Origin of the sequence: Hyphomonas sp. NPDC076881, from assembly GCF_050269995.1 — a bacterium.
GTDB lineage: Bacteria > Pseudomonadota > Alphaproteobacteria > Caulobacterales > Hyphomonadaceae > Hyphomonas.
Genome location: NZ_JBNNJJ010000023.1, coordinates 1 through 25,964 on the forward strand (window position 1 = coordinate 1; position 25,964 = coordinate 25,964).

Here is a 25,964-nt window from a genome sequence, read left to right on the forward strand (position 1 = left end):
TTCGACTTCTTCATCTGTCATCCTCGCTCGGCAGCCCACATGCTAAACGAGAATTTTCCCAAATCGAATGGTCCAGTTTGCCGGAAGCAGGTCACCAGGCTTCCGGATCAGAAAAACGATCATCTAGTTTATATTGATTTCGTAGAAGCTGCGCCTTGGAACCGAAGGGAAATTCTTGGCGAGCTGCCTAAGTTTTCGGGGGCCGGATCTATCCTTATTCGAGCTGCAATCGAGTACAGTAAAGTCGAAGGCTTCAAAGGCAGGATCGGCCTGCATTCATTGCCTCAGGCTAACGACTTTTACGCGAACAGAGTTCGCATGACCGACTTGGGGCAAGACTCAAATTATCAAAACCTTCGCTACTTCGAAATGACCCCCGAACAGGCTGAAGCGTTTATAAGGGAAGGGAAGTGACATGAAATTCGCTATCTCGCGAGAATGGTGTGCTGAAAAAGGTAAGGCGGAATCTGGCGCTGAAATTGGCGCCGGCCTGCTCGGCATTGACCCTTTACTATCTGGGGGAGAGGGCCGTGTCTCAGTAATTGACGAGTCCCGAATAGCATTTGGTCGCTTTGTCCACCTCAACAGGAGGAAACTTAAGCTATCATTTGAGGCTTTGGCGCAGAAGGCAGATGTTGAAATTGCAGAACTCCTCAACATCGAACATGATGCCAGTTATGAACCTGAGCCGCGTACGATCTATCAATTGGCGACAGTTTTCAAAGTAGATCAGAAAAAGCTCATGCAGCTATCGGGGTTGGCAAAACCAAAGAGTTCCAAGTTTATAGAAGAAGCTGTGCGCTTTGCTGCGCGCTCTGAAGCGCTTCAGGATTTAAACGATCAGGAGCTTGCAGCGCTTGAAGCCATAGTTGCTGTATTGAGTGAAAGGCAGACTTGAACTAATTGGTGGGGGTACGGACCGTTGGTAAAAAACATCAACCTTAGACAAAAGACGGCCTCGGACATTGATAAATATATCGACCGCCTATTGCGAGATATTGGCGAGCCTGAGCCGCCGCTGAATCTGGATGTCGTTCGGGATTTTCTCAAGCTTGATCGTGGCTATTACTCAATAAAAGATCCCGGCCTCCTTCAAGAGACGGTTCACAAGCTTCGGGTTGGCGCGAAACAGGTGATTATGCGTCCAGCATTGCTGGTCGAAGCTGTCAGAAAATTCAATCTTCGCGCGCTCTACATTCCAGACCAGAAACGCATTCTGTTGGATAAATCACAGCCTGCCTTGAAACACCGATGGAACGAGGCTCACGAAATCGGACATAGTTTGTTGCCTTGGCACGAAGGTGCCATGCTTGGGGATGACGATACGACGCTCATTCCCACCTGCCACGAGAAGCTGGAGAACGAGGCCAATTTCGCCGCCGCGAAACTGCTGTTCTTGCGCGAGAGGTTCGTTAAGGAAGCGAAAGCGATAACGCCGTCAATTGATGCACTCAAGATGCTTTCGAAGAAGTTCGGCAATACAAATACGTCGACGCTGTGGCGGTGCGTTGAAGTATGGGGAGATGAAACTCCAGTTCTTGGACTTGTGACGGACCATCCGGTAGTGCGCCACAGAAAGGCTGACTTCGACTCAACGGCTCCATGTCGCCATTTTATTCAGTCAACATCTTTCGCTGCACAATTTTCCAAATTGAAAGAGACAGCTGTTTTTGACAAAATCGTTGCATATGCTCGCGGCGGGAAGGGCGGCCCACTTGGTGGCGCAGATGTACTGCTTCATGACGATAACGGAGATGCTCACCTCTTCGAATTCGAAAGCTTTTCCTTCCACCACCAGACACTAACAATCTGCATCTATCGATGCGCAAGAGCGACGGTAGTAGCTCAGTCTCTCTTTCGTCGTTGATTATAGAAGCATTCGCCTTCCGAATTCTGATCAGTGATCGTCAGCCAATAAAGCTGGTGTCTGCACCTCTTCATAGATATTGGCCTCGATTGCGGCGGCGGGAACACATTTATCGATGTGTTCAGCAATAAATTCCCTCCCTATGCGGTATAATATCTTCATGCTTCTCGCCATAGGCGAGGCGGGAATCAAAAAAATTCGGGCAATTTATCTCACTCCAGCAAACACCATCCAATTCAGTGCAGTCAGGGACATACGCCGGGCGCTGTGAAAAGCGACGGCCTCTATTTTCCACCTTTTCAAGCAGAAGAATCCATGATCGGTTGATACAAATTCAACCGTGAAAGGAGCTTTGGCTGCTATGTCAGAACCGATCCAAGCGCCCTCTCTGGAGCATATTCTGGAGAACAATCCCGGCTGGCTGGAGGAGGCCATCGATACGCCTGCGGTCGCAGAAATCACCGGGCTATCCATCCGAACCCTGAACACATGGCGCTGCCGGGGTGGCGGGCCGCGCTTTCTTAAGCTGGGCCGTTCGGTGCGCTATCGCCGTCGTGCCGTCCTCGAATGGCTTTCCGAGCGTGAGGCGCCTTACATCGACACAGACGGGCGCATCCATGGCTGACGCGACACGCCCCCTTTCTGTCCGCCTGCCCGACGCCGACCATATGCCCGGAGACATCCGGCTGCTCGCCCCGCAGGACGAACGCTCGGCCGCTTGGGCAGTGGCGCAGGATTGCACGTCCCGTCAGGACGCGCGCGAGCTGGCCGCACGGTTCATTCCGAAGAGTGACGATCCGATGTGGTCAGAAGCGGCCCGCTCGCTGCTCGTCGCCTGCATCGTCAGCCTTCAGGCCGAGAAGCCGGGCACATGGACATGGGCTGATCTCTATGACCGCACCCTGCTTAAGCCCGAAGAGCTGCAGGCCCTTGCCGAGAGATACTATCCCGCCGCCAGCCAGCTGATGGCAGACCCTTCCAGCAAGACGGCCATGAGCATCCTGACGACATTCAAGGCGCACCTGCCGACGATTGAGGCGCTGGCCGATGCCTGGGGCCGGGAGGAGGCTGAAGCTTTCTCGGTAGCCCGCTGGCTCAACAAGGGGCAGGGGACCGGCCCGGTTATCCTGCAGCGCGACGGGCGCTATCCGGAACTGTCGAATGCGTGGATCAGCAGCCTGATCGGGCTGATGGCGTCGCACATCGGTAGCCCGTCTTTCCCGGAGAGCCGGGAGCGCCGCGTCTGGCTGTTCCTTGATGAGTTTCCCCAGCTGGAGCGGATGGAGGATTTCTCCACCCTGCTCGACCTTGGCCGCTCCAAGGGCATCTGCATCGTGCTGGCTGCGCAGGACACCTCCCAGATCCGCGCCCGGTATGGCCGGGATCAACTGCTATCCCCATCTGGTCGACGGCTATCCACAATACGTCTTCGGCAGAGCCCGCACACCGCAGGACGAATTCCAAGGCGTTGAGCCGCTTATACAGGGTCCGGCTATCATTTGCCCCGCCGTCAGCGAGGGTCAGGTCCACCAGGGCTCGTGCTGCTGTCAGCGCGCCTTCCAGATCAATGAGCGCACTTTCTGCGTCATCGCTGACATCCCCCAGCGTCCGGCGTCGCTCAGTTCCGTGTTCGGAAGCTGCCGGTTTCATTTTCCCCATCGAACTCTCCCTCAGAAAGAAATCCGCTTTGGAGCGTGCATAGGACTGCAGATCGCCACGTCTTGCGGTTCTACATGGCGCCCGGATTGAATACCCAGCAGATGACAAGCAGCGCTCACGCAGAACATGGGCAGCGCGACCAGAATCTGTTACGGATGGAATTGCACTTTCTGGGTAATCCATCATCGAGAAGGTGTCAAACTAAAAAGTGCTGTAAAATACACAAAAAGTGCTATTATGATTTCTGCGCAACTCCGAGCTGCCCGGGCCATGTTGAACTGGAGCCAGGCCGACTTGGCCGGGGAGGCGGGGCTTTCTGTCGAAACAATCAAACGGCTCGAAAGAATGACAGGGACTTTAGATGCGACCAAGGTGTCTACCCTGACGTCGATCATCGACGCCTTTGCCGGGGCGGGTATTGAGTTCACGAATGGCGGAGCGCCCGGCGTTCGACTTCGACAGAAATGATCCGGCCTTATACTTCGTTGGATCTGCCTGAGCTGAGCCTCCTACGGCAAGGCAAGGGCAACTGATCTGACATGCGCGGAAGTTCGGCTTCCGTCCCGACGCTGTAGAATCATTCGCTCACCAAAGAGCCGAAACCCGAAAAATCGAGAGACAATTGCCGTCAGCGATTATGGGATTGCTGCACCGGTTTTTCCTCGTTTCCGAAAAATGGTGCGGACACGGTGCGGACACGGCCGATCTTAAAAATCACAGGATCTCGTAAGTCCTTGATTTTATGGCGCACCCAAGAGGATTTGAACCTCTGACCTTTGCCTTCGGAGGGCAACGCTCTATCCAGCTGAGCTATGGGTGCAGGCCGAGCCCGGTGTTTATGCGAAGCTGGGAGGCTGTGCAACCGGCTTTGCCTGATGCCGGGCATAGACGGGCAGGGCGGGGGCTCTCTATGGTGCTGGAAATTGCAGATGACCTGATTTGAAAGGTTCCCTTGGCCATGAAGTTGCCTCTTGCCCGATCCCTGCTTGCCGGTTGCGCCGCGCTTCTTCTGGCCGCTTGCCAGCCTGCGGACACGGAAGACACGGCAGCAGCAGGGGGCGGCGCGGTTGCAGCGGAAGCCTGCGATGTGTCCCGGCGGGCTGAGCTGCGCCAACTTCGGCCGGCGCTGGAAGCGGCGGCCCTGGAGGCGGCAAGCGCCAGCCGGGGCGGTGGTTCCCCGGCGCTCTGGACGCTGCGCGACGAGGACACGACCATCCATCTGCTGGGCACGGTTCATCTCTTGCGCCCCGAACTTGACTGGATGTCACCCGAGATCGAAGCCGCCATCGCCAGTGCCGACACAGTGGTGTTCGAAGCGGATACGACCAGCCCCGAAGCCCAGCGCGAGCTGATGAAGTTTTACACGACGCAGGGCTTTTTCACCGACGGGGCGCAGCTGACCAACTTCCTTTCCGAAGGGGAGACGGAAGAGCTGAAGGCGGCGCTGGAGACGGTGGGCCTGCCGATCGAGGCCCTGCTGCCCCACCGGCCGTGGATGGCGGCGGTGAACATCTCGGTGACGCAGATGCTGGACGAGGGATTTGATCCGGAATCGGGCGTGGAGAAGGTGATCGAGCGCGCGGCCCTGGCGCATGGCGCAGGCTTTGCCTTCCTGGAAACGGTGGAACAGCAGCTCGGCGGCCTCGCGGGGCTCAGCTATTGCGACCAGGTCGATTTTCTGATGGCGACGGTGGATGGCGTTGGCGAGGGGACAGCGGCTCTGGACCTGCTGGTGGACGAATGGGCGGACGGCGATGTGACCGGCATCGGCGTCCTGATGGCCAATCCCGAGATGCTGGGATCGCAGCCGATCTATGATGTGATGATGACTGACCGCAATGCGCTCTGGGTGCCGCAGATTACGGCGATGCTGGAGGAGCCGGGAACGGTTCTGGTGGCGGTCGGCGCCGGCCATCTTGCCGGAAAAGACAGCGTGATCGAGATGCTGCGCAGTGAGGGCTACACGGTCGAAGGGCCGTAAGGCGCACAGCTTTTTCAGTCTGCTGCGCGCCGGAGGGCGAGGAGGGCCTGCTCCAGGATGCCTTCGCTGGCGGCGCAGACGATCTGGCCGCCCAGCGCCGGGGTTTCGCCGCGCCAGTTGGCGGCAATTCCGCCAGCCCCGCGGACAACCGGGATCAGGGCGGCCACATCCCACGCCTTGAGACAGGACTCGGCGACGAGATCCAGCGTGCCCCCGGCGACGCGGGCATAGGCATAGGCGTCGAGGCCATAGCGGGTGATGCGGGCGGTGGCGCGCAGATGGTTCCAGGCGCCTTGCTCGGGCGGCGTGAAGATGAAGGGGTCTGTGGTGGCGATGGTCGCCGTGCGCAGGTCGCCATTACCGGAGACGCGGATGGGAAGGGCGCCTGAAGCGGTTTCCATCACGGCGCTGCCGGGCCAGCCGATATAGCGCTCACCGATAACGGGCTGATCAATGACGCCGATGACCGGCACGCCCTCGGGGTTCACCAGGGCGATCAGCGTGGTCCAGACCGGGAGGCCGCCAACAAAGGCGCGGGTGCCGTCGATCGGGTCGAAATACCAGCGCCAGCCGCTGGTCGAATCTGTGTCTGGAAATTCTTCCCCGGTGACGCCGTCTGCCGGGCGCTCCTGCGAAATGATGGCGCGCATCGCCAGTTCGGCGGCGCGGTCTGCTTCAGTGACGGGGTCAAAGCCGGATTTTGCGGTGCCGGATTTATGGTCGACGCCGTTCAGGTTCCGGAAGTGCGGGCGGATCGCGGCCCAGGCCGCATCGGCAAGCCGGCGGGCCAGGGCAATGTCATCAGCGATAATGCGGGTGTCGGTCATGGGCGAGGCGATGCCTCGCCCATGAGATCAGGTCAAGCGGCGCCGGTGCTGGAGGTGTCCTGCTCGAGGGCTTTGGCAAGCTCCAGCAGGCGGCGGCGGGGGCGTTCGCTGAGGCGGTAATAGGCGCGCACCAGTTCCAGGGTCTCTTTCTGGGAGAGAATGTCGCCTTCCATCTGCTCGGCATCATTGGCGGCGTTGGGAACAGCGCCCGGTACGGCCATGCCATCAAAGAAATACTGGACGGAAACGTTCATCGCCCGTGCCAGATCATAGAGGCGCGAGGCGGTGATGCGGTTTGCCCCGCACTCATATTTCTGGATTTGCTGGAAGCGCACGCCTACCTGGGACGCCAGATCCTGCTGTGTCATGCCAAGCAGGCGGCGGCGGCGGCGCAGGCGTTTGCCAACGTGCAGGTCTGTTTCGTCAGCCATGATCCCTCTCCATTCTGGTGCGGGACCGCCAATCAGTCCCAAAACAGGATATTCGCGCAGTTTCTACGCAATTGCCGTGCCGGAGCCGGGAAACTGCCCGAAGATTGGGCATGTGCAGGGGGTGGGGCAGGGTGCGGCGAATAGGTTCTTGGTCGTTTGTGCATCGCAACATAGATTGGTCTTGCACTTCGGTGCAGACGCCTCTGGCGTTTCCTCCCTTTGACTTCGGCCGCGCCTGTTGGCGCGGCCTTTTTTCTTTTAAAACAAGGGAGTGTCAGCGGATTGAGAGCTGCCGGATGGCCTCGACCATCTCCATGATGGCGGCATCCATGATGGGCCGGAGGCGGGCAAAGCCGCTGGACCGGGTGATCGCCTGCTCATCCATGTAGAGGCCGCGATTGATTTCGATCTGGATGGCGTGAATGCCCCGTTTCGGGCGGCCATAGCGCCGGGTGGTGTAGCCGCCGGCATAGGGCGCGTTGCGCGCGACGGTGAGGCCGTGATTGCGGAAAACCCGTTCCAGCCGGTTGACCAGGCGGGGATCGCTGCTCGACCCGAACCGGTCGCCCAGGACAATATCGGTCAGGTTACGCCGTCCCGGCTGCACCGAAGGCATGGAGTGACAGTCCACCAGCAGCGCCCGGCCATGCAAGGCGCGCTGGGCGTCCAGCAGGCTCGCCAACTGGCCATGATAGACGTCATGCACCCCGGCAAGGCGCTGCTCGCCCTCGGCCTTTGACAGGAGGCGGCCATAGATCGCCTCTCCCCGGGCGCCGACCTTGGGCAGGCAGCCGAGGCCCGCTTCCACCCGCGGCGTCGGCAGGGCGCAGGCACGGGGTGGGCCGTCATGGAACATGGCGGGGTCCAGCTCGTGAGGGTCGCGGTTGAGATCGACAACGGAACGCCCGAACCGGGCCGCGAGCAGATGCGCCCCGTGCCGGGGGGCATTGGCAAACAGCTCGTCGACAAAAGCATCTTCGGTCCGGCGCACGTCCATCAGGGGCACGCAGAGCGCCGAGACCATGGTTTCCGGATAAAGATTGCCCGAATGCGGGCTGGCAAAAACGATGGGGGCCACCCCTGCTGCGGGCGCCGACAGCACAAAGGGCGCGTCGAGCCCGTTCGGGCCGGCGGGCATTCCTTCATAAATCCTTAAGGCGGGCGACGTATCCGGCATCAGCGCAATGGTTTGACAATCGTTCGCAAGGTCAAGGCCTTTCAGCGCTTGCGTGTGGCGTCAGTCTTGCAAGCCTTCGTGTTCATCGCCGATTTACCATCGGTGGGCTTAATGTGTTAATTATGTGAGTCGCATCACAGGGGACCCTGCGTGACAAAAATCCTGCTTGCTGAAGACGATGATTCGATGCGCACTTTCCTGGCTTCAGCGCTGCGGCGCGCCGGGCATGATGTGCAGGATTATGCGGACGGCGAAACGGCGCTTCAGGCGCTTGAGCGCGAAGTGTTCGACCTGTTGCTCACCGACATCGTGATGCCGGGGCTCGACGGGATCGAACTGGCCCGCCGCGGCGCGGAACTGGACCCGGCGATGAAGATTGTTTTCATTACCGGCTTTGCTGCTGTGGCGCTGTCTTCGGGCTCGCCCACGCCGGCGGGCGCCAAGGTTCTCTCCAAGCCCTTCCACCTTCGCGAAATCGTCGAAGAGGTGGACAAGGTGATGGCGGCCTGAGGCAGGCCTCAGCTATCAGCTGTACATCTCGCATAAAGGCCGCTTGACGCGCCAGCGCGGATTGTCCATTACGCCTCTTCTTCCGGCGCGGGCCTTTTGGGCCAGGCGGCGAAAGGGCGGTTAGCTCAGCGGTAGAGCACTACGTTGACATCGTAGGGGTCACAAGTTCGAACCTTGTACCGCCCACCATTCATCTCCTTCTTCAACATCGGAGCGTGTGCCGGGCTTTCTGAAAAGGCGCCGCAATAGGCCCGAATGGCCATATTTCAATATTCGATATTTGCCGTTTTTCGATAAATATTTCTTGCGTGGCGAAGCCGCTTTGCTACCTTTCCGTCACGTCCGCAGTCCTGCGGGAAACATCGGAGGCGTGAGCTAATGGCGCAGACAACGAGCCCCTCGGCACTTCAGTATCTCGACAAGGCAATGGGCGGGCTGAAACAGCTCGGACTGGTGCCGGACAGTTCGAAGAATGGCGCGGCACCCATTGTGGCGCTGCTGGAGCAGATTGCCCATCTCGAACCGGAAAAGGTGGCCGCCATCGCCCGCACGCTGGATCAGGCGAGCCTCTTCAATGATGTGGTGCGCGAACAGGTGGCCGGGATCACCATTGGCGAGCGCTATCAGGGCATCACCACGGCCTTCAATACCATCCGGGATGACGCGAAGTCTCTCGTAGACCAGTATGCGGACGGCAAGATCTCCACCATGGAGCGTGTTTCGAATGTCTGGATGAAAATGACGCGCGGCGACATCGCTGCCCGCTTCGGCAAGATCAAGGATCTTTATCTGGAGGTTCAGGACGAGTCCGCCAACCAGATCGACCGGGAACGGAAGATCCTGGAGGCCTATCTCGATTTCCGCGGCGCGATGAAACAGTCCGAAGTGCTGGCGCTGGAAGTGCTCAAAGCGGCTGAGGCGGAGCTGGAAGCCGCCAAGGCGAAGGTGGGGGAGGCGGTGGCCGCCGTCGCAGCCTATTCCGGCGAGGACCCGGCCGAGCGCGCCCGCTTCGAACTCGCCCGTGACGAGCAGCTGCGCCTGCTGCAGGCGGAGGAGAAGCGCTATCAGGTGGCCAAGGATCTCTCCGACAATATCACAATCGGCTACAACACGTCTGAAGTGATCATGGCGCGGCTTGTTCAGACGACGAGCGCGAAGGAGCGGGTGTATGCGCAGTCCGTCAGCTTCTTCTCCACCAATGAGATCGTGCTGACGGCGCTGACCGCAAGCTTCACTGGCATGCATGGCCTGCACGAATCCACCCAGACGCTGGAAGCGATGAAGAAGGGTGTGGACCAGAGCCTGGAAGTGCTGGCCGATATTGGCGGGCAGATCCAGGAAGCGGCGGTGAAAGCGGGCTATGGGCCCACGGTTTCGGCTGCCTCGGTCAAGATGCTGGTGGAGAGTGTGGTTTCCTATCAGGAGCGTACACAGACGATCATTGCGGAAATGCGCAAGCTTGCCACTCAGAACTCTGAGGAAATCCGGGAGGCGGTGGAGGATGGCAAGCGGCGCCTGACGAAACTGGTTGAGGAGGGCGCGACCCTCGCGTTGCTTCCCAAGCCGTGAGCCAGCCCGCCGCCCCTCCGGCAAAAGACACGAGCAAGCTCGACGATGTCCTTCTCGCAATGGATGTCGTCGATACGCTGCGCCACCGGGAACAGCTTGTCCTCAGCGAACTCGATGCCGGGGCGCGGGAAGCGGCGTTGCTCACCCGGCTGAAGGAAATCTATGCGGCCCAGGGCATTGATGTGCCGGAGAGCATCCTGAAGGAAGGCGTGAAGGCGCTGGAAGAGCGCCGCTTCCAGTATGAGCCGCCCAAGCCGTCGCTATCGGTTACGCTGGCGAAAATCTATATCGCCCGTGGCCGGTGGATGAGGCCGGCTGTGCTGGCGGTGATCGCGGCAGGGTCGCTGGGCGCTGCCTGGCATCTGGGCGTGGCGGTGCCTGAGCGGCAAAGGGCAGAAGCGGCACGGATCGAGATTGCCGATACGCTTCCCTCCGAGATCGGACGGCTGCATGACGCTGTGACGCGCGTGGCGCTGGAAGACGCTGCGCGGCTCAAGGCAGATGCTTTCAGGGCGGAAGGCGAGCGGGCGATTGCCGCGAGCGATGTGAAGGCCGCCCGCGCCGCGCGGGACGCTCTGGCGTTGCTGCAGCAGGATGTGTCGGCGGTTTATGAGGTGCGGGTGGTCTATGGGCCAGGCGAGGCGCGTTCCGGCGTTTTCCGTATTCCCGAAGATGTGCCTGGCGGGCGGAATTATTACCTGATCGTGGAAGCCGTCGACCCGAACGGCGTGCTGGTTCAGGTGCCGGTGACCAGTGAGGAAGATCGCCGCTCGGCCCGCGTCACCCGCTGGGGCCAGCGGGTGACGGAGGCCGTATTCCAGTCGGTGGCAGACGACAAAGGCGATGACCAGATCATCCAGAACGCCGTTATCGGACGGAAATCGGCAGGGTATCTCTCACCGGAGTTTACCGTAGAGACGCCGGGCGGGGCCATTCTGGAATGGTGACGGGATGAGCAAGACATTCAATGGCCGCGACGCGCTCGCAGAGATCGACACGCTGGTTGCCCGCACCCGCCAGTCGCTGGCCGAGGCATTGTCGGCTGCCGATGCTGCAGAGGCCCGCCGGGCGGCTATTCAACGGGAGCAGGCCGGCGCCTATGCCGCCCTGGCGCAGCTGAGGTTCAGCTATGCGCAGGCCGGGAATGGCGGCGTCTCTTCCCTTGAGAAGGTGGCTGCCTCCACGAGCGACATTGCCGAGCGCCATGCGGCTTTCGTGGAGCGGGAGCGCGCGGCGCTGGAAGCGGCAGCGGCGGCGCTGAATGCCAAGGAGGCGGCGCGCGCCGATCTCGCGGCGGCCCACGACGCGGCCATTGATGCGTTTGAAGCGCGGGTCGCCGAGGCCGAGGCGCGGCTGAAACAGAGCAATGAATATGCTGTGCTGACCGGCGCTGCCGAAGAGGCGCGCGCGATGACGGGGCGCGCGGCGGAGAAGCTGGAAATCGCGCGGGCAGACCGGGAAGAGAAGGGGCGGCCCTACCGGGATGACAAACTCTTCAGCTATCTCTGGGCCCGGAAGTTCCGGTCCCCAGATTACAGGGCGCCGCTTCTGATCCGGATGCTGGACGGCTGGGTGGCAGGGCTCTGCCGGTATGATCAGGCCTTCCTCAATTATCAGCGTCTGACCGAGCTGCCCGAGCGCATTGCAGAACATGCCGCCTATATGGCCCGGCTGGCGGAAGAGGCTGAGGCAAAGCTGGTCGAGGCGGAGGCCGCCGCGATGGTTACGGCGGGCACGGGCGCACTGAAGGCGGAGGCTGAGAATATCCGCGCCGCCATCGAGGCCTGCGACGCGGAGATTGCTGAGGCCGAAGCGCGCTACCGGGAAACAGCAGAGCGGCATGAGGCAGCCTTGCGGCAGGAGGTGGGCCCCGCCGTGGAGGCGCGCCAGATGCTGGAGGCTGAATTGCGCAAGGCGAGCTTTCCGGATCTGCGCGTGCTGGCGGCTGAAACAGCCGAGCTGGATGATGACCGGCTGGTGGACAACCTTGTTCGGTTGCGGGCCGAAGAGATGAACCTGGAGCTGGAGGCGGGCCGGGTAGCGGCGCGCCCCAGCGCCCTGCGGGATGAGCTGGGGCGGGTTGAAGCGCTGCGCCGGCAGTTCAAACAAGCCCGGTTTGACAGCCCCTATGCCGTCGTTTCCAAAGCCGCTTTCGAGGAAGTGATCGCCGATCTGGTGCGCGACAAGATTGATGTGCGCGGCGCGGTGCAGCGGCTGAGCCGGTCTGTGCGGCGGGCGGAGGCGCCGGCCCAGGCCCACCCCGATTTCGGGGGGCAGGGCCGCAGCCAGACGATTGGTTTGCCCGATGTGCTGGGGGGCGTGATCGGCGGCGTTCTGGGCGAAGTGCTGGAGGAAGTGATCCGCGAGACCACCCGCGGCGGGGGGGACTACGGATCGGGCCCGATCTTTCCGGGGCCGCCGAAACGCCCCTCGCGGCCCTCGCGCAGTGGCGGGCGTTCTTTCCCCTCCGGTGGAAGCCGGCGCGGGGGCGGGGGCTTCAAGACGGGCGGCGGTTTCTGAAGGATATCAGAGCCCGAGCTGCCCCTTGGCGAGGATCCCGCGCTGGATTTCGTTGGAGCCGGCATAGATCGATCCGGCGCGGTCGTTGAGATACTTGGCCGAGACAGTGACGGCGCTTTCCGGGCCCACAACCTGGACATCTTCGGACACATCCGGACAATTCGGGACCAGAACCGGACCGCCGGGGCACGTATGCTGCGGCTGGAAGGGCGCGACATGGACCCCGGCCAGTTCGATGGCGAGTTCGGTGAGGTGCTGGCTGAGTTCGGTGCCGCGGATCTTCATCATCGAGGCCTTGAGGCCGGGCGTGCCGCCGCCGGCCAGCTCTGCCATCTGCTGGAGTTCAGCAGCCTCGAGGGCGAGGATTTCTGCCTCTGCCAGCGACAACTTGCGGGCCAAGCCAGGTTCCAGCAGGCCCTCTTCCGCCGCGGCGGCACGCAGCGCGCGGACGCGGGCGAGCAGGCGGGGCCCGTAGGAGGAGCCACCGCGCTCAAACTCCAGCAGGTATTTGGCAACCGTCCAGCCATGGTTCACCTGGCCGACGACATTCGCCCTGGGCACGCGGACATCGGAAAAGAAGACCGCATTCTGAATATGCTCGCCCGAGAGCATCAGGATCGGATCGATGCGCACGCCCGGCGCATTCATGTCGATCAGCAGGAAGGTGATGCCCTGCTGCAGCTTGCCGGAACTGTCCGTCCGTACCAGGCAGAACATCATGTTCGCTTCATGGGCATGCGTGGTCCAGATCTTGGAGCCGTTGCAGAGGAAATCCTCGCCAGCCGGGACCGCTGACATGCTGAGGGCGGCAAGGTCCGAGCCGGCATGGGGCTCCGAATAGCCCTGGCACCAGAAGTCTTCGCCCGACAGGATGCGCGGCAGGTAATAGTCTTTCTGCGCCTTCGAGCCATGACCGATCAGGGCGGGGCCACACATGCCGATGCCCATGGGCGAGAGCGGCGGGGCGCCCGCGCGGGCCATTTCCACGTCATAGATATAGCGCTGGGCGGGCGTCCAGTCCGTGCCGCCATACTCGACCGGCCAGGAGGGCGCCGCCCAGCCCTGCTTCACCAGGATTGCCTGCCATTCCAGCGCCACTTCCTTCGTCGCATACACACTCGTCATCCGCCGGGCATAGGCGCGCAGCGACGGGGTGAGATGATCGGCAAGGAAATCCCGCACCTGCTGGCGGAAGACTTCTTCTTCGGGGGTGAAGGACAGGTTCATGCGGCGGCCTCCCTGGCCGTGGAGGAGATGCCGGCGGCCTCTACGAGGCGGCGGCGTTCGGATGCGGATTTCCAGACAAAGCTGCGGGGCAGGCCCAGGCGCTCGGCCGCCTGAGCGGCGGGCCCGTTGAGGTCTGGCGTGTGTTCGGCCACAGCGGCCATGCTTTTCACGGTGAGCCGCCCGAGGGCAGAAAGATCATACTCCTTGCCGAGCTGCAGTTTCTGCCGGACGGGGCGGGGCAGAATATCCACAGCGGCATGTACCAGCGCGCTCTGCAGGCCCTTGGGCACGCCGGGCGCGGCGCGTCCCGATTTCATGATATCCAGAAATTCGGTGTTGATCGGGTGAGGCTCGAACCGGGGCAGGAGATGGGCCATCATGCAATTGAAATGCTCCACCGAGCGCAGCGGGTGCTGGACGCCGTAGAGGCGGGCCACCGCTTCGCCTTCGGCGAAGAAGCGGTTCATCTCATCATCTGTCAGGGTTCGGACAAAGCGATGATAGGCGATCAGGAAGCCATAGGCGGCGGTGGCGCTGACCCAATCGAGCAGTTCGGGATCAAGGGCGCGGTAGGCCTCGCCCGACGGCGTTTCGCCGCTGACACGGACGTGCATGTTGGTAACGCCCTGAATGACACGCCGGGCCGCGCTGGCCGGGCCATAAGTGCCGACCATGGCGGCAATGCCGGTGCGTTTGGAGCGGCCGATGGGGTCTGTCTTGAAAACCGAATGGTCCCAGACGCCGGAGCGGATGCGGGCGTCGGCAAATTCCAGCAGCACGGCGCAAATGCCGCCAATGGCGAGCGCCACGGGATTCTTGAAGACCTGCCATGTAACCGAATCCGGCGGAACAAGAGCCGGTTCACCGGGTGGGGTGGTATAGTCCACCTTCCAGCCGAGATAGGATTTCGGATCGCTCATCGTCTCCTCCCCAGGAGTTTGTGACAGGCATATCGCAGGGCAGATCGCGTCAAAAGACGCGACGCTGCGTCAGCAGGCATCCTAGGGGCGGCCGGCCGGGGGAAAACCTATTACAAATGATAGGCTGCCGGGCCGGTCTTTCCGGCGTTTCAGTTGGCCGCCAGTGCCATGTTGCGGACGTCATCATTCATCGTGGCAAGCTTCACGCTGACAAGATAGGCTTTCCCGGATTCCATATTGGCGAGGATCAGGCCGGCCTGATCGGATGCCATCAGGCGCAGGAAACCGGCGGCAAAACCGGGGTCCATCTGGTTGAAGATCTGCGCCGCCTGATCGGGCTTCATTGCGCTGTACATGCGGGCGAGATGGTCGATGTCCTTGTCGGAGCTGACCTGCATTTCCTGCCAGCGGGCTTCGAGCGTTTCCTGCAGAACCTTCAGTTCAGCGGTCTGCTGCTGAAGCTGGTTCTCCCAGGTCTGAAGTTCGATCTTCTGCTGCCTGATTTCCTCGCGCTCGGATTCAAACAACCATTGATCCTCTTCGAGCAGCGAGGCGGATTCGGAGGAAAAGCACACCTGGCTCAGGTTGCTGGAGCTGGCAACGGCCGGCTGGGGCGCGGGCGCCGCTTTCGGCACTGACGGGGCAGAGGCCGCGTTCGCGCCCGTAGCCGGCGCCTGCTCTGCGAAGGCGAGCGCATCGGGCAGGAAGCGGGTGGCGCCCCCTATCGTGAAGAGGACACCGAGGGTGAGCAGGACGTTCGAGCGGTTGTGCATGGGCATAACTCTTTTCGATCAGGCCGATTTAGCTCGGGGTGGCGGGCTGGTGATGTCTGCTTCGCCCGCTTCGCTCATGGCGCGCATCTGGCGCATCAGTGTGGTCATCTCGACGATACGGGCGCGGGACTGGTCGAGCACATCGCGCATCAGCACGTTAAGCTCGGTCTGGGCGGCATGAACCTGGTTGGTCACATGGGTCTGCGACCGCTCCATCGTCATGATCGTGTCTTCCAGGCGTTTGCACATCTTCTCGCCGTCATTGATCAGATGCGCGAGGCGGGTGGCCATGCTTTCGACGCGGGTGCGGGTGTCATGGGTGGCCTGGGACATGGCGGAGACCGAGTTCGTCATCGCCGTGATGGTGGCGCCGAGCCCATCCTTCGTATCCTGCAGCGCCCGCAGGCGCTTGGAGAGGACAAAACAGTACACGCAGGCCGCGAAGGACACGAGGAAGATCGCGACGTCCGTGGGCTGAATGCTGCCTATGATGCTCTGGATGTCCATGGCGCTACCTCAGCAGGAACTCTGTGATCAGCACACCGCTCGAGGCTGCGCTGCCGACCACCAGTTCAGAGCGGCGCGCAAGCTGTTCCCGCAAATGCGGGTAAAAGCCGGGATCTTCCAGATCCGACAGTTCGATCGAGCGGAGATAGTTGTTGAATGCATCAATCAGCATCGGCTCGGCCTGTTTGACCTTGGCGGCGTTGTCCTTGCCGGTGACGATGGTGACGTTGAGTTTCAGGTAGCGGGTGGCGGGCGCGCTGCCGATGGTGATGAGGATTTCCTTCATCTCCACATAAACCTGATCCTGAGCGAGCGGCTTGATAGCCGGCGCAGCCGCACCCTCCGCTGCCGGAGGGCAGGGGGCCGCAGGCGGAGGAGCAGGCGGAGTCAGGAAGTAGAACAGGCCGAAAGAGCTGGCCAGAGAGGCGGCCGCAACAATCGCCAGCCCGGCAATACCGCCGCCGGACTTCTTCCCGGATTCTGTCTGCCCCGATTCATTCGTGTCGGGTTTCTTAGCCATCTAGCGCCCATGTTATCTTGTCAGGCAGGTTCCTAATGACTGATCCGGGGTAAAGATAACCTTAACGATTTGGCGCCAAATATTAATCATTACAGCTGACTCGCAAGCTGCTTGGGGCCGAAGCATTCATGAAATTCCTTGAGACTCTCAAAGCCCTGCCCCCGTCGCGGCAGCTGATTCTGGCGGCCGCGATGGCCGGGATCATCGCCGCCATGGCGTTCCTGGTTCAGGGGGCGACCCGTGATCCGATGACCCTGCTCTATTCGGGCCTGGAGCCGGCCCATGCCGGGGACATTATCAAGCAGCTGGAACAGTCCGGAACTCCCTATGAAATCAAGGGAGAAGCGATCTTTGTGCCGCAGGGCAAGCGGGATGCCATCCGTTTCGATCTTGCCCAGCAGGGACTGCCGCGCCCCTCCGTGCAGGGGTATGAACTGCTCGACCAGGTGAACGGGTTTTCGGTCACTTCGGAGATGTACAACGCGGCCTACTGGCGCGCCAAGGAAGGGGAGCTTACGCGGACCATCCTGGCGATTCCCGGGGTCACATCCGCGCGCGTCCATATCGGCGCGAATCTGCGTTCCGGTTTCGCGCGGTCCCAGCCCCATCAGACCGCTTCGGTAACCTTGACGACGGCGCGGGACATGACGTCCGGCCAGGCAGAGGCGATCCAGTATATGGTGGCGCTGGCCGTGGCGGGGCTGAATGCAGAAGATGTCGCCGTGATCGATCCGGTGAAGGGTATTCTGGCTGGCCCGAAGGCCAACCGGACCGAAGAACCCGCTGTTGCGGCTGCGACCCAGGCAAGCCTGCTGGAGCAAAAGATCCTCAGCCTGCTGGAGCCACGGGTTGGCATGGGCAATGCGCGCGTTTCGGCAACCGTGGATGTCAGCCGCCAGCGCCAGCGCACTTCGGCCGTGACGTTTGATCCCAATTCCAGGGTTATCCGTAACCGGACGACCAATGACACCAGCGGGTCAAGCGGCGGGGCAGGCGGCGGCATGACGGTGGCCAGCAATCTGCCCCAGGGCAATACCGGGTCCGGGGGCACGTCGACCAACAAGAATTCGACCGAGACGGTTTCCTACGAAATCAACGAAACGCGCACGGAAGTGGAAACACTGCCGGGCGAAATCCAAAAAATCAGCATCGCCGTTCTCCTCAATGAGCAGGCGCTTGGCATTGATCCGGCGGCGGCAGATGCGGCCACGCGCCAGCAACAGATGGCGGCGGATTTCGAGAAGCTGGTCTCGTCGGCAGCAGGGCTCGACATGGCACGTGGTGACACGATCTCGGTCGAGCTGATGCCATTTCAGGCTGTGCCCGCAGACGATCTGGTTCAGGCGCCGGGCCTCTTCGAGCAGCTGATGGAGCGGTATTTCTGGTCTGGTCTGCAGGCGCTGTTGCTGGGGCTGGTGGTGATTGTGCTGGGGGTCGGTGTTGTTCGCCCCATGCTGGTTCAGAAGCCGAAGGAAGCGCTGGCGCCGGAAGGCATGGGTGCCGGAGCTGGCGCTGCAGGGGCGGCAGGCGCCGTGGCGGCGGCCGATGTGGAGGCCGATCCTTTCGCCTACCTCAAGGACTATGCCAGCGAGCGCCAGGAAGAGACGGCCGCGCTGCTGCAACAATGGCTTACCGAAGACCAGCAGCCGAGCCAGGCTGATCCCATTGCGGCAGCCTTTGACGCACGCAAGGTGGCCGTAAATGAGTGACGCGGTTTTCTCGCACCTGCCGAGGTTTGACACCGTAACCGGGCCCCGCCCGGCTGAATGGCTGCGCGCCATGACAGCGGGTGAACACGGCGCTGCTCCCCCGCCGGCGCCTTGCGAGGAAGCCGCCGCGCCGCCTGCCGCCGTGAAGGCAGAGCCGATTGCCGTTCGCCCCATCCCGCAGGAAACCGCCGCGCTGCAGGCAACAATCTCAAGCCTCGCGAAGGCAATCGAACAGATCGAGGCGGAAGCGCGGCAGCAGACAGTGGATACTGTGCGCGCCATTGCCGGCCAGCTTTTCCCCGAGCTGTCGCGGCGTTTCCTCGCCGAAGAGATTGGCCGCCATCTTCCGGGGCTTGTTCCGGCAGCGGCGCCAAAGGTGGACATTTACGCCGCGCCCGCCCTGGCGGCGCAACTGCAGGAGATAACCGGCCGGCATCCCAGTCTGGAGGGGCGCTGCAATGTCATTGCCAGGGAAGGGCGGGGCGATGGCCGCGCCGAGGTTTCCTGGCGCACGGGCGGGGCGACGTTTGATTTCGACAGTCTCCTGACGGCCTGCCTGAACGATCTTGGATCAACACATAAACAGAATACGGAGTACAAGTGATGGCAACTTCCGAAAAGGCGGTGCAGGAGTTTGACGGTCAGGACCGGCGCGACCCGTCTGGCCGCAATGCCTATCGCCGCTCTATCTTCAGCGTGCCGGTAACGGTGACCGTTTCGATCGGTCAGAAACGCCTCAGCGTGCAGGAAATCCTGGAGCTGCAGCCCGATTCGGTGATTGCGCTGATGTCCAAGGTGGATGATCCGGTGGACCTGTTCATCGATGACAAGCTGATTGCCAAAGGCGAACTGGTCGAAACAGATGAGGGCCAGATTGCGGTGAAGATCGTGGAGATCATCGAGAAGGCCGTAGAGGTGGAATGATCCGGCTCGTGGCCATCTACCGTATCCTGTTTCTGGCCGCCTTTGCGGCCTGCATAGCCTTTTCCGGCCATGCGCAGGAGGCGCCAGCGGCGCTGGATGGCCTGCTGAACCCTTCCGGTGACGGACAGCTTTCAAGCTCGGTTATCCAGCTTGTGCTGCTTGTGACGGTGCTGAGCCTTGTGCCTGGCATCGCGATGATGGTCACCTGCCTGCCTTTCATGGTGATTGTCTTCTCCTTCATGCGGCAGGCGATCGGCGTTCAACAAGCGCCGCCCAACATGATGATCATGGCGCTGGCGATGTTCCTCACCTTCTTCGTCATGGAGCCCGTCTTCATGCCGGCTTGGGAGAATGGCATTTCGCCCTATATGGAAGGCGTGCTGGACGAGCAGCAGGCCTGGACCCTGGCGACCGAACCCTTTCGGGCCTTCATGACCCAGCGCACCGATCCCGAAGCGCTGATGACGCTGGGCGACGCGGTCAACCGGCCGGTCGTTGAGGGTGAGCCGCCAGCCTTTTCGCTGCTGGCGACGGCGTTCATGCTGAGCGAGATCAAACATGCATTCCAGATCGGTTTTGTGATCTTTCTGCCCTTCATGGTGATTGATCTTGTGGTTGCTTCCGTCCTGATGGCGGTGGGCATGATGATGGTTCCGCCCACGGTTGTTTCCCTGCCGTTCAAGCTCGGCTTTTTTGTGCTGGCAGATGGCTGGCTGAAGATTACCGAAGCGGTGCTTAGAGGCTACGCGACATGAGCACAGTAACAAGACTGAACCGGCGCGGCGGCGGCGACGCGGCCCGCCCGGAGACATCCGGCCCGACGCTGACACAGGCGCAGCGCGCCGCCGTGATCATTGCGCTGCTGGGGGATACGGCGGCCAAACCGATCGTCAACAAGCTCGACGATGCTGCGCTGGCGCGGGTCGCGTCTTCGCTGGAAAGCGTAACCTATCTGTCGCGTGATGACCTGATTGCGGTGGTGATCGATTTCCTCACCCAGCTTCGCAAATCCTCCGGTGCCCTGAGGGGTGGGCCGGTCCGGGCGCGGGAAGTGATAAAGGGTGTTGTGGATTCCAACCGCATGAAGGCCATCTTCGGGGAAGATGCGCCGATAATGCAGTCCGCTCAGCCGGAAGAGGCCGGGGATGTCTGGACCCGTCTCAGCACCCGGGATGCCAAGCTCGTGGCGGGCTATCTCAACCGGCTTACGCCCAACATCATCGCGATCATCCTGCGCAAGCTGGATGCGTCGATCGCCTCCAATATCATCTGCCATCTGAAGGACGAGAAGCTGGGCCCCACCCTCGGGCAAATGGTTGAGGCCCCGAAACTGGATCCTGGAATCGATTCGGTGATCGAGAAGATGCTCGAAATGGAATTCCTCAACGCTCAGGGCGAAGAAGACGGGGCAGGGGGCGACGAAAGCCATCTTGAAACGATTGGCGAAGTGCTGAGCCTCATCCCGTCTGACAAGCGCGACAATCTCGTCGGCTTCCTGAAGGAGCGCTACGAGACCAAGCTGCCCATCATCCAGAAGGGGCTGTTCACGGTTGAGGGCCTGCCGGATCTTCTGCCCCGCAATGCAGTGCCGGTCGTGTTCCGCGAACTCGATCAGCAGACTGTGCTGCGGATCCTGGCGACCTTCCGGGGCGCCAATGAGGCTGTGGCAGAATATCTGTTGGGCAATATATCCTCCCGCATGGCCGATCAGTACCGGGAAGACCTGAAGGAGATCGCTGCCGCTACGCCCACCGAAGCGGAAGCCATCCAGCGGGAGTTCCTGACGACACTGATGGATATGCGCCGGCGCGGCGTAATTACCATCACCAAGCCTGGGGCGAAATAGACCGGAGTTCTCCGCTGACAGCAGAAAGGCCGGATGTGATGTCCGGCCTTTCTGTTTTCCGGGTGCGGGGAACGCTAGCGGATCACGAGATCGGCGTGAATGGCGCCGGCAGCTTTCATTGAGCGGATGATGTCCGCCATCTCCTGCGGGGACACGCCGAGCGCGTTGAGGCCGGAAATCAGCTGGGAGAGCGTCACATTTGGCTCCAGCATGGCGATGTTGTTGCTGCCTGTCTGGGTGATGGTGATTTCCGAGCGGGGCAGCACGATCGATTCGCCGCGGGCGAAGGGGTTGGGCTGCGAGGCGACCGGCGTTTCCCGGACCTTGATGGCGATATTGCCCTGCGCGATCGCCACGCGGGAGATGGTCACATCCTCGCCGAGCACGATAGTGCCGGATTTCTCGTCGATCACGATGCGGGCCGGTGTTGCAACCTGCACAGGCAGATTCTCGATGCTGGCGAGGAGGCGGGCGGGCGATTCGGAAATGCCGCGCAGGTCGAGTTCAATAGTGCCCGGATCGCGCATGGAGGCGAGCGGGATGCCCATGGCGGCGTTGATCGTGTCCTCGATGCGCGCTGCGGTGGTGAAGTCGGGTGAGCGCAAAGCAAGGGAAATCTGCTGATTGCGGTTGAAGTCGTAATTGACCTCCCGTTCGACCTTGGCGCCGTTGGGCACCGATCCGGTGGTGGGCGATCCGCGCGTTTCGCGCGCGCCCTGCGCCTTAACGTCAATACCGCTAACGATGATCGTACCCTGAGCAACGGCATAGATCTCATTATCGCCAGCTTTGAGCGGAGTGAGGATCAGGGTGCCGCCCTCAAGGCTGGTCGCGTCGCCGATGGAGGCGATGTTGACGTCGATGCTGGATCCGTTGCGTGCAAAGGGGGGCAGGGAGGCGGTGACGAGGACAGCGGCGACGTTTTTAGGCTTGATCTGTTCGCCCTGCACGTTGACGCCGAGGCGTTCCAGCATGTGGGTGAGGGAATCTTCCGTAAACGGCGAATTGCGGACCGTATCTCCCGTGCCATTGAGGCCCACGACGATGCCGTAGCCGACGAGATCGTTGTCCCGGACGCCCTGAACATCCACCACATCCCGGATGCGGGCCTGGGCGCTCGCCGGGGCCGTCATGAGGCAGGGGGATAAGGCGAGGGCGGCGGCGATCAGCCAGGAAGACCATTTCATCGGATTACCCCAGGAAGTTCAGGAGGCTAAGGTTCGACAGGCGGGAGGTGAGCACATAGGCTGCTTCCAGGCTTGCCTCGAGTTGTTTCAGCTCGGAGGCCGCATCATACTGATCGCGTCCGACCATGTTGTTGTAAACGCCATTGAGGATCGTCTGTTCAGTATCGAGAGTTTCCAGAGACTTGGTGACCCGTTCCTGAATGATGCCCACATCCGCGCGCAGGTTCACGAGCGCGGTTGTGCCAGAGATCAGCCGCTCGGCCCCGCTGCGTGCAATTTCCGGGTTCTGCTGGAAAAGCGCGAGATTATCCTCAGAGCCGCTGAGGGCCATGACGGCCAGGCCGGAGATCAACTCGACGAGGGCAGGGTCGGTGGCTGTCACGCTGTCAGGGTCGGTGGCAACAGAGGACCCCCGATAGATGCTGGTCTGCCATCCGCCGGTCGCAGAGTAGAAATAGTCATCGAGCTGCGCCTCGAAATCGGCCGCGTCGGTGGCGGTATTGGCGATCGTGCGGAGGTCGGCAAGAAGCTGGTCGGTCCCCGCGAAAGGCTGCGTGGCCGTTTCGTCGCCAGAGAACAGAAAACGGTCTCCATGGCGGCCATTGAGCGCTGTGAACACATCCGTAAGGGCAGCCTTTGCGTCACGCGCCACAACGCTCTGACCCTGATAGTCCTCCGTGCCAATGGCGCTCAGCATCTGGGTGGCGAGGCCGTCTACGCGGTCTTGAACGCCGCTCAGGCTTTTCTGGACGAGATCAAGACGGCCCTGGCGAACGCCGAGAAGGCTGCGCTGGTCTTCGATGTCGGTCAGAGCCTTCTTGCCGATCATGGCATCGCCAATACGCCCGCCAAGGTGTTTGGTGAGGTCGGCATACTGGCCCGTGACCGATTCTTCGGCAACCACAGTGGCCCGCGCGCGCATGTCGGCAATATTCTGCGTGAAGGAGGCTGAAACAATGCTGTTGGGAGGGATGACGCGCATAGGGATCAGATCTCCATCAGGACGCTGATCATATCACGCGCCACCTGGATAACCCGCGCATTGGCGGCATAGGCCTGCTCGATCAGCAAGAGGGATTCCATTTCCTGGTCGACATTCACGCCGGTCTGCGACTGCTCGGCTTCCACCAGCGTCAGATGCTGCGCCTGAGTGGAGGCGAGCACGGACTCGTGGTGAACACGCTTCTGGCCGACGACTGAGGAAAGCTGCGCGGCCAGGTCGCTTGCCGAGAAGGCGCCCTGAAGGCCGTTGGAGTTCGTTGATTTGATCTGGGTGAAGGCGTCAAACATCGCCGACAGGATTGCTGAATTGCCCGGCGGCCCTTCGGTGGTTGCCCCCAGGCCATCCCGCAGGCGCGATATCTCCCCGCCCTGGGCAGGATCAACGGCGGCGTTTACCGAGATGCGCGCCGCCAGGCCCAGCGTGCCCGATCCTGCGGGATCGACAAACAGGCCCTGCGCGCCGGGTGTCTTGGTCGGGTCAATCGTATCATCCGACAGGCGGGTGATGATGTCATTGGCCACCATGTCCAGCTGGTCCATGAAGGCTGGAATGTCCTGGTCCCGCAGCGTGAACAGCGCCCCGAGCATGCCACCGGAGACGGCGCCGAACGAGGTTGAACCCGGGGTGATATCAATGCCGCCCACGCTTATTCCAGACAGGTCGCCATCGGCGAGGGTCTGCTCGGAGGTAAAGGAGGAGGAGGGGGAGAACTGAAGCTGCTGGGCCGTGCTGCCATTGATGAGGTAGACGCCCTGGGGCGTCAGCACATCGATGGCTCCGTAGTCCCGCTGAACCGTCTGAATCGGCAGGTATTGCGCAATCGTATCAAGAACACGCTGGCGCTCATCCATCAGGGTGGCGGCCTGCTCGCTCGTCCGGTCGATGCTGGAAATGCGCTTGTTGAGGTCCTGAATCTGCTTCAGGGCTGCGTTGACCGTCTCCACGCCCTGCGCAATTTCGCTATCCGCTTCGGCGCGGGCCTGGGCGGCATAGCTGGAAAGGCTGTTGAGTTCCTTGGCGACGGATTTGGCCGCGTCCAGCAGGGCAGATGCGGTAGCGGTAGATTCCGGCGAGGTGACCGACGCACGCAGCGCGGATTCAAAGTTCGAGAAGGTATTGAAGAGGCCCGTCCCAGAGGCGGTGTCGCCGACACGCTGGGACAGGGACTGCCATGTAGAGGCCAGCACGGTTGCCTGCGCAACATCGCTGGTCAGTTCCCGGCGCTGACCCTTGATGATGTCCTCGCCGGCTCTGGAAACGCCCAGCGAGACCACGCCGGAAGTCTGGGAGCCCTGCACCAGTTCGCCCACTACCAGCGACCGCCGGACATAGCCCGGCGTGCTGGCATTGGCGACGTTGGTGGCAACGATTTCGGCCTTCTGGCTGGTGACCTGAAGACCGGATCGTGCGGCAAGGATGGCAGCTGAGATGCTCACTTAGGCAGCGCTCCTGTCTTCGCCTGTCAGCGTTTCAGGTTAGTGGTTTCCTGAAGCATCTCATCCACGGTCTGAACAATCTTCGCATTCGACGAATAGGCACGCTGCGTTTCGATCAGATCGGTCAGCTCGGCCGCGATGTCCGTGGTCGATTCCATCAGCGAGTAGCCGGAGATGCTGCCAACCGGGCCACTGCCTGCGTCCCACAGATAGAGATTGCCGCTGGAGTTTGAGACAGAATAGGCCTGCGAATCGAGCGCCCGGAGACCGTTCATGTTGGGCACGTCACCCACCGGGATCTGATAGAGCGTGCGGCGGAAGCCCTTGTCATAAATGGCCTGCAGGAAGCCTTGCTCGTCGATTTCGATCGACTGCAAGTCACCGATCGGCGAGCCATTCTTCGTCACCGCAGTCGGCGCGAAGGAGGCGGCAAGCTGGGTGATGCCGATGCTGTCATTCGGGCGGCCAATGAACACTTCCACGGGGCCGTGGTCGAGATTGATCGTGACACGGCCGGTTGCCGGATCATAGGAGGCACCGTTGGAGGCGGTCGCCGAGGCGATGCGTCCGCCCGCCGATGATGTGTCGTTGAAGGTCAGGTCGATATCACCAATCGAGGTGGCAGGATCGCCGGCGCTGTCGAAAATCTCGACGGTCCATTCATTGCTCGAACCAGCCGCCGGGACGGTCGGCGTGAACTGGAATGTGACGGTCTGCGCGCGGCCAAGGTTGTCGAAATACTCGACGGGCAGAAGGTAGGGATCACCAGCCGCCCCGGCAGTCGTTGCGTCGGCCGGGATGTTGATGCCCAGCTCGATGCTGGAAGTCGGCGTGGCATTGAACTGTGAGGTCGAGATGTTGACGGGTACCAGATTGACACCGCTGTTGCGGCTGACATTGCCGACTTCGCCAGATGAATCGGCCGGCCAGCCAAGCAGGAAGAGGCCGCTCTGGGTTCTCAGGAAGCCGTTTTCATCGGCGTAGAAAGAGCCGGTGGGCGTGAGCATCAGGTTGCGGTTGGAGGCAAGCGAGTTGATGCCGCCGATGTCCGTGACCGGGAGCAGGCCCCGCCCGGAGACGGCCACGTCTGTCGCGCTGCCGGTACGGACCAGCGAGCCCGTGGCGGAGATATCCTTGTACGTATCGACACGCACGCCACCGGCAGCATAGGTGGAGGCTTTCTGCTGCAGCACCATGCTGGAGAAGTCCACGGCGCTGCGCTTGTAACCGTAGGTGCCGGAGTTGGCGATGTTGTCGGAAATGGTGGCGAGGCGTGTGCCATTGACACTCAGCCCCATTACCCCCGCGTTCAGGGAGGATGAGATGCTCATATCTGGTTGCTCCTGCGTCAGATAATGATGCAAATTGAAG

Annotated in this window: 27 protein-coding genes, 2 tRNA genes and 1 pseudogene; 17 read left to right on the top strand and 13 right to left on the bottom strand. The window is 61.5% G+C overall.

All coding sequences use genetic code 11. From position 1 onward, the window contains the following. The 6 genes and pseudogenes from ACQKI2_RS17570 to ACQKI2_RS17595 form a co-directional block, all read left to right on the top strand. Nucleotides 1–414, top strand: a pseudogene (locus ACQKI2_RS17570) (hypothetical protein); the annotation flags it as partial. A gap of 1 nt (nucleotide 415) precedes the next feature. Continuing rightward, nucleotides 416–898 carry a helix-turn-helix domain-containing protein gene (locus ACQKI2_RS17575; protein ID WP_427380922.1) on the top strand — a complete coding sequence of 161 codons (483 nt, stop codon included), beginning with the start codon at nucleotides 416–418 and terminating at the stop codon, nucleotides 896–898. Nucleotides 899–922: 24 nt separating this feature from the next. Further along, nucleotides 923–1,867, top strand: coding sequence for an ImmA/IrrE family metallo-endopeptidase (locus ACQKI2_RS17580; RefSeq protein ID WP_427380923.1), 945 nt, complete (start codon nucleotides 923–925; stop codon nucleotides 1,865–1,867). A gap of 361 nt (nucleotides 1,868–2,228) precedes the next feature. After that, a complete protein-coding gene (locus tag ACQKI2_RS17585; protein WP_427380924.1) occupies nucleotides 2,229–2,492 on the top strand; it encodes a helix-turn-helix transcriptional regulator in 264 nt (87 codons plus the stop codon). Continuing rightward, complete coding sequence (locus tag ACQKI2_RS17590) at nucleotides 2,485–3,339, top strand: type IV secretion system DNA-binding domain-containing protein (RefSeq protein ID WP_427380925.1); 855 nt, start codon at nucleotides 2,485–2,487, stop codon at nucleotides 3,337–3,339. The genes ACQKI2_RS17585 and ACQKI2_RS17590 overlap by 8 nt, the downstream gene beginning before the upstream one ends. Nucleotides 3,340–3,763: 424 nt before the next feature. After that, nucleotides 3,764–3,994 (top strand): helix-turn-helix transcriptional regulator, encoded by a 231-nt coding sequence (locus tag ACQKI2_RS17595; RefSeq protein WP_427380956.1) that lies wholly within the window; start codon nucleotides 3,764–3,766, stop codon nucleotides 3,992–3,994. A 275-nt stretch (nucleotides 3,995–4,269) separates the two neighbouring features. Here the strand turns inward: ACQKI2_RS17595 and ACQKI2_RS17600 are convergent. Further along, nucleotides 4,270–4,346 (bottom strand) — tRNA-Arg (locus ACQKI2_RS17600). A gap of 138 nt (nucleotides 4,347–4,484) precedes the next feature. Between ACQKI2_RS17600 and ACQKI2_RS17605 the strand changes: the two genes are divergently transcribed. After that, nucleotides 4,485–5,507, top strand: coding sequence for a TraB/GumN family protein (locus ACQKI2_RS17605; protein ID WP_427380926.1), 1,023 nt, complete (start codon nucleotides 4,485–4,487; stop codon nucleotides 5,505–5,507). A 14-nt stretch (nucleotides 5,508–5,521) separates the two neighbouring features. On the opposite strand, the gene ACQKI2_RS17610 is transcribed toward ACQKI2_RS17605, so the two are convergent. The 3 genes from ACQKI2_RS17610 to ACQKI2_RS17620 form a co-directional block, all read right to left on the bottom strand. Then, nucleotides 5,522–6,334: an inositol monophosphatase family protein gene (locus ACQKI2_RS17610; protein ID WP_427380927.1), complete on the bottom strand. Its 813-nt coding sequence runs from the start codon at nucleotides 6,332–6,334 to the stop codon at nucleotides 5,522–5,524. Nucleotides 6,335–6,366: 32 nt separating this feature from the next. Beyond that, a complete protein-coding gene (locus ACQKI2_RS17615; protein ID WP_162546138.1) occupies nucleotides 6,367–6,765 on the bottom strand; it encodes a helix-turn-helix transcriptional regulator in 399 nt (132 codons plus the stop codon). Nucleotides 6,766–7,039: 274 nt separating this feature from the next. Continuing rightward, nucleotides 7,040–7,903, bottom strand: a complete 864-nt coding sequence (locus ACQKI2_RS17620; RefSeq protein WP_427380928.1) for an N-formylglutamate amidohydrolase — start codon at nucleotides 7,901–7,903, stop codon at nucleotides 7,040–7,042. A gap of 189 nt (nucleotides 7,904–8,092) precedes the next feature. Here ACQKI2_RS17620 and cpdR point away from each other — a divergent pair, with 189 nt between their 5' ends. The 5 genes from cpdR (at nucleotide 8,093) to ACQKI2_RS17645 (ending at nucleotide 12,541) form a co-directional block, all read left to right on the top strand. Continuing rightward, nucleotides 8,093–8,452 (top strand): cell cycle two-component system response regulator CpdR, encoded by a 360-nt coding sequence (cpdR, locus tag ACQKI2_RS17625; protein ID WP_035600105.1) that lies wholly within the window; start codon nucleotides 8,093–8,095, stop codon nucleotides 8,450–8,452. A gap of 114 nt (nucleotides 8,453–8,566) precedes the next feature. After that, nucleotides 8,567–8,641, top strand: a tRNA-Val gene (locus ACQKI2_RS17630). Between the two features lie 189 nt (nucleotides 8,642–8,830). Beyond that, nucleotides 8,831–10,021: a cell surface protein gene (locus tag ACQKI2_RS17635; RefSeq protein WP_427380929.1), complete on the top strand. Its 1,191-nt coding sequence runs from the start codon at nucleotides 8,831–8,833 to the stop codon at nucleotides 10,019–10,021. Further along, a complete protein-coding gene (locus ACQKI2_RS17640; RefSeq protein WP_427380930.1) occupies nucleotides 10,018–10,968 on the top strand; it encodes a DUF6384 family protein in 951 nt (316 codons plus the stop codon). The genes ACQKI2_RS17635 and ACQKI2_RS17640 overlap by 4 nt, the downstream gene beginning before the upstream one ends. Before the next feature lie 4 nt (nucleotides 10,969–10,972). Then, a complete protein-coding gene (locus tag ACQKI2_RS17645) occupies nucleotides 10,973–12,541 on the top strand; it encodes a hypothetical protein (RefSeq protein WP_427380931.1) in 1,569 nt (522 codons plus the stop codon). Nucleotides 12,542–12,547: 6 nt separating this feature from the next. Here the strand turns inward: ACQKI2_RS17645 and ACQKI2_RS17650 are convergent, their stop codons facing one another. The 5 genes from ACQKI2_RS17650 to ACQKI2_RS17670 form a co-directional block, all read right to left on the bottom strand. Further along, complete coding sequence (locus ACQKI2_RS17650) at nucleotides 12,548–13,768, bottom strand: acyl-CoA dehydrogenase family protein (RefSeq protein WP_427380932.1); 1,221 nt, start codon at nucleotides 13,766–13,768, stop codon at nucleotides 12,548–12,550. Beyond that, on the bottom strand, nucleotides 13,765–14,688 hold the full coding sequence (locus tag ACQKI2_RS17655; RefSeq protein WP_427380933.1) for an oxygenase MpaB family protein: 924 nt from the start codon (nucleotides 14,686–14,688) through the stop codon (nucleotides 13,765–13,767). Before ACQKI2_RS17655 ends, ACQKI2_RS17650 begins: the two co-directional genes overlap by 4 nt. A gap of 149 nt (nucleotides 14,689–14,837) precedes the next feature. Next, a complete protein-coding gene (locus ACQKI2_RS17660; protein ID WP_427380934.1) occupies nucleotides 14,838–15,461 on the bottom strand; it encodes a MotE family protein in 624 nt (207 codons plus the stop codon). An 18-nt stretch (nucleotides 15,462–15,479) separates the two neighbouring features. Next, nucleotides 15,480–15,968, bottom strand: a complete 489-nt coding sequence (locus ACQKI2_RS17665) for a hypothetical protein (protein ID WP_427380935.1) — start codon at nucleotides 15,966–15,968, stop codon at nucleotides 15,480–15,482. A 4-nt stretch (nucleotides 15,969–15,972) separates the two neighbouring features. Continuing rightward, entirely contained in the window at nucleotides 15,973–16,488 is a 516-nt protein-coding gene (locus ACQKI2_RS17670) for a flagellar basal body-associated FliL family protein (RefSeq protein WP_427380936.1), read from the bottom strand. A 128-nt stretch (nucleotides 16,489–16,616) separates the two neighbouring features. Here ACQKI2_RS17670 and fliF point away from each other — a divergent pair, with 128 nt between their 5' ends. The 5 genes from fliF to ACQKI2_RS17695 are packed head-to-tail and all read left to right on the top strand — an operon-like array spanning nucleotide 16,617 to nucleotide 20,967. Next, nucleotides 16,617–18,197, top strand: a complete 1,581-nt coding sequence (gene fliF / locus ACQKI2_RS17675; protein ID WP_427380937.1) for a flagellar basal-body MS-ring/collar protein FliF — start codon at nucleotides 16,617–16,619, stop codon at nucleotides 18,195–18,197. Then, a complete protein-coding gene (locus ACQKI2_RS17680; protein ID WP_427380938.1) occupies nucleotides 18,190–18,801 on the top strand; it encodes a hypothetical protein in 612 nt (203 codons plus the stop codon). Before fliF ends, ACQKI2_RS17680 begins: the two co-directional genes overlap by 8 nt. Then, on the top strand, nucleotides 18,801–19,121 hold the full coding sequence (locus ACQKI2_RS17685) for a FliM/FliN family flagellar motor switch protein (RefSeq protein WP_051612643.1): 321 nt from the start codon (nucleotides 18,801–18,803) through the stop codon (nucleotides 19,119–19,121). The genes ACQKI2_RS17680 and ACQKI2_RS17685 overlap by 1 nt, the downstream gene beginning before the upstream one ends. Then, nucleotides 19,118–19,876 carry a flagellar type III secretion system pore protein FliP gene (locus ACQKI2_RS17690; protein WP_427380939.1) on the top strand — a complete coding sequence of 253 codons (759 nt, stop codon included), beginning with the start codon at nucleotides 19,118–19,120 and terminating at the stop codon, nucleotides 19,874–19,876. Before ACQKI2_RS17685 ends, ACQKI2_RS17690 begins: the two co-directional genes overlap by 4 nt. Next, nucleotides 19,873–20,967, top strand: coding sequence for a FliG C-terminal domain-containing protein (locus tag ACQKI2_RS17695; protein ID WP_427380940.1), 1,095 nt, complete (start codon nucleotides 19,873–19,875; stop codon nucleotides 20,965–20,967). The genes ACQKI2_RS17690 and ACQKI2_RS17695 overlap by 4 nt, the downstream gene beginning before the upstream one ends. A gap of 74 nt (nucleotides 20,968–21,041) precedes the next feature. Here ACQKI2_RS17695 and ACQKI2_RS17700 read toward each other — a convergent pair whose 3' ends face one another. Genes ACQKI2_RS17700 through ACQKI2_RS17715 form a run of 4 tightly spaced genes read right to left on the bottom strand, consistent with a single transcriptional unit; the run spans nucleotide 21,042 to nucleotide 25,924 of the window. Next, nucleotides 21,042–22,136: a flagellar basal body P-ring protein FlgI gene (locus ACQKI2_RS17700; RefSeq protein ID WP_427380957.1), complete on the bottom strand. Its 1,095-nt coding sequence runs from the start codon at nucleotides 22,134–22,136 to the stop codon at nucleotides 21,042–21,044. A gap of 22 nt (nucleotides 22,137–22,158) precedes the next feature. Then, on the bottom strand, nucleotides 22,159–23,136 hold the full coding sequence (locus ACQKI2_RS17705; protein ID WP_427380941.1) for a flagellin: 978 nt from the start codon (nucleotides 23,134–23,136) through the stop codon (nucleotides 22,159–22,161). A gap of 5 nt (nucleotides 23,137–23,141) precedes the next feature. Next, a complete protein-coding gene (gene flgK / locus ACQKI2_RS17710; protein WP_427380943.1) occupies nucleotides 23,142–24,593 on the bottom strand; it encodes a flagellar hook-associated protein FlgK in 1,452 nt (483 codons plus the stop codon). Nucleotides 24,594–24,619: 26 nt separating this feature from the next. Beyond that, on the bottom strand, nucleotides 24,620–25,924 hold the full coding sequence (locus tag ACQKI2_RS17715) for a flagellar hook protein FlgE (RefSeq protein WP_427380944.1): 1,305 nt from the start codon (nucleotides 25,922–25,924) through the stop codon (nucleotides 24,620–24,622). Nucleotides 25,925–25,964 lie beyond the last annotated feature (40 nt).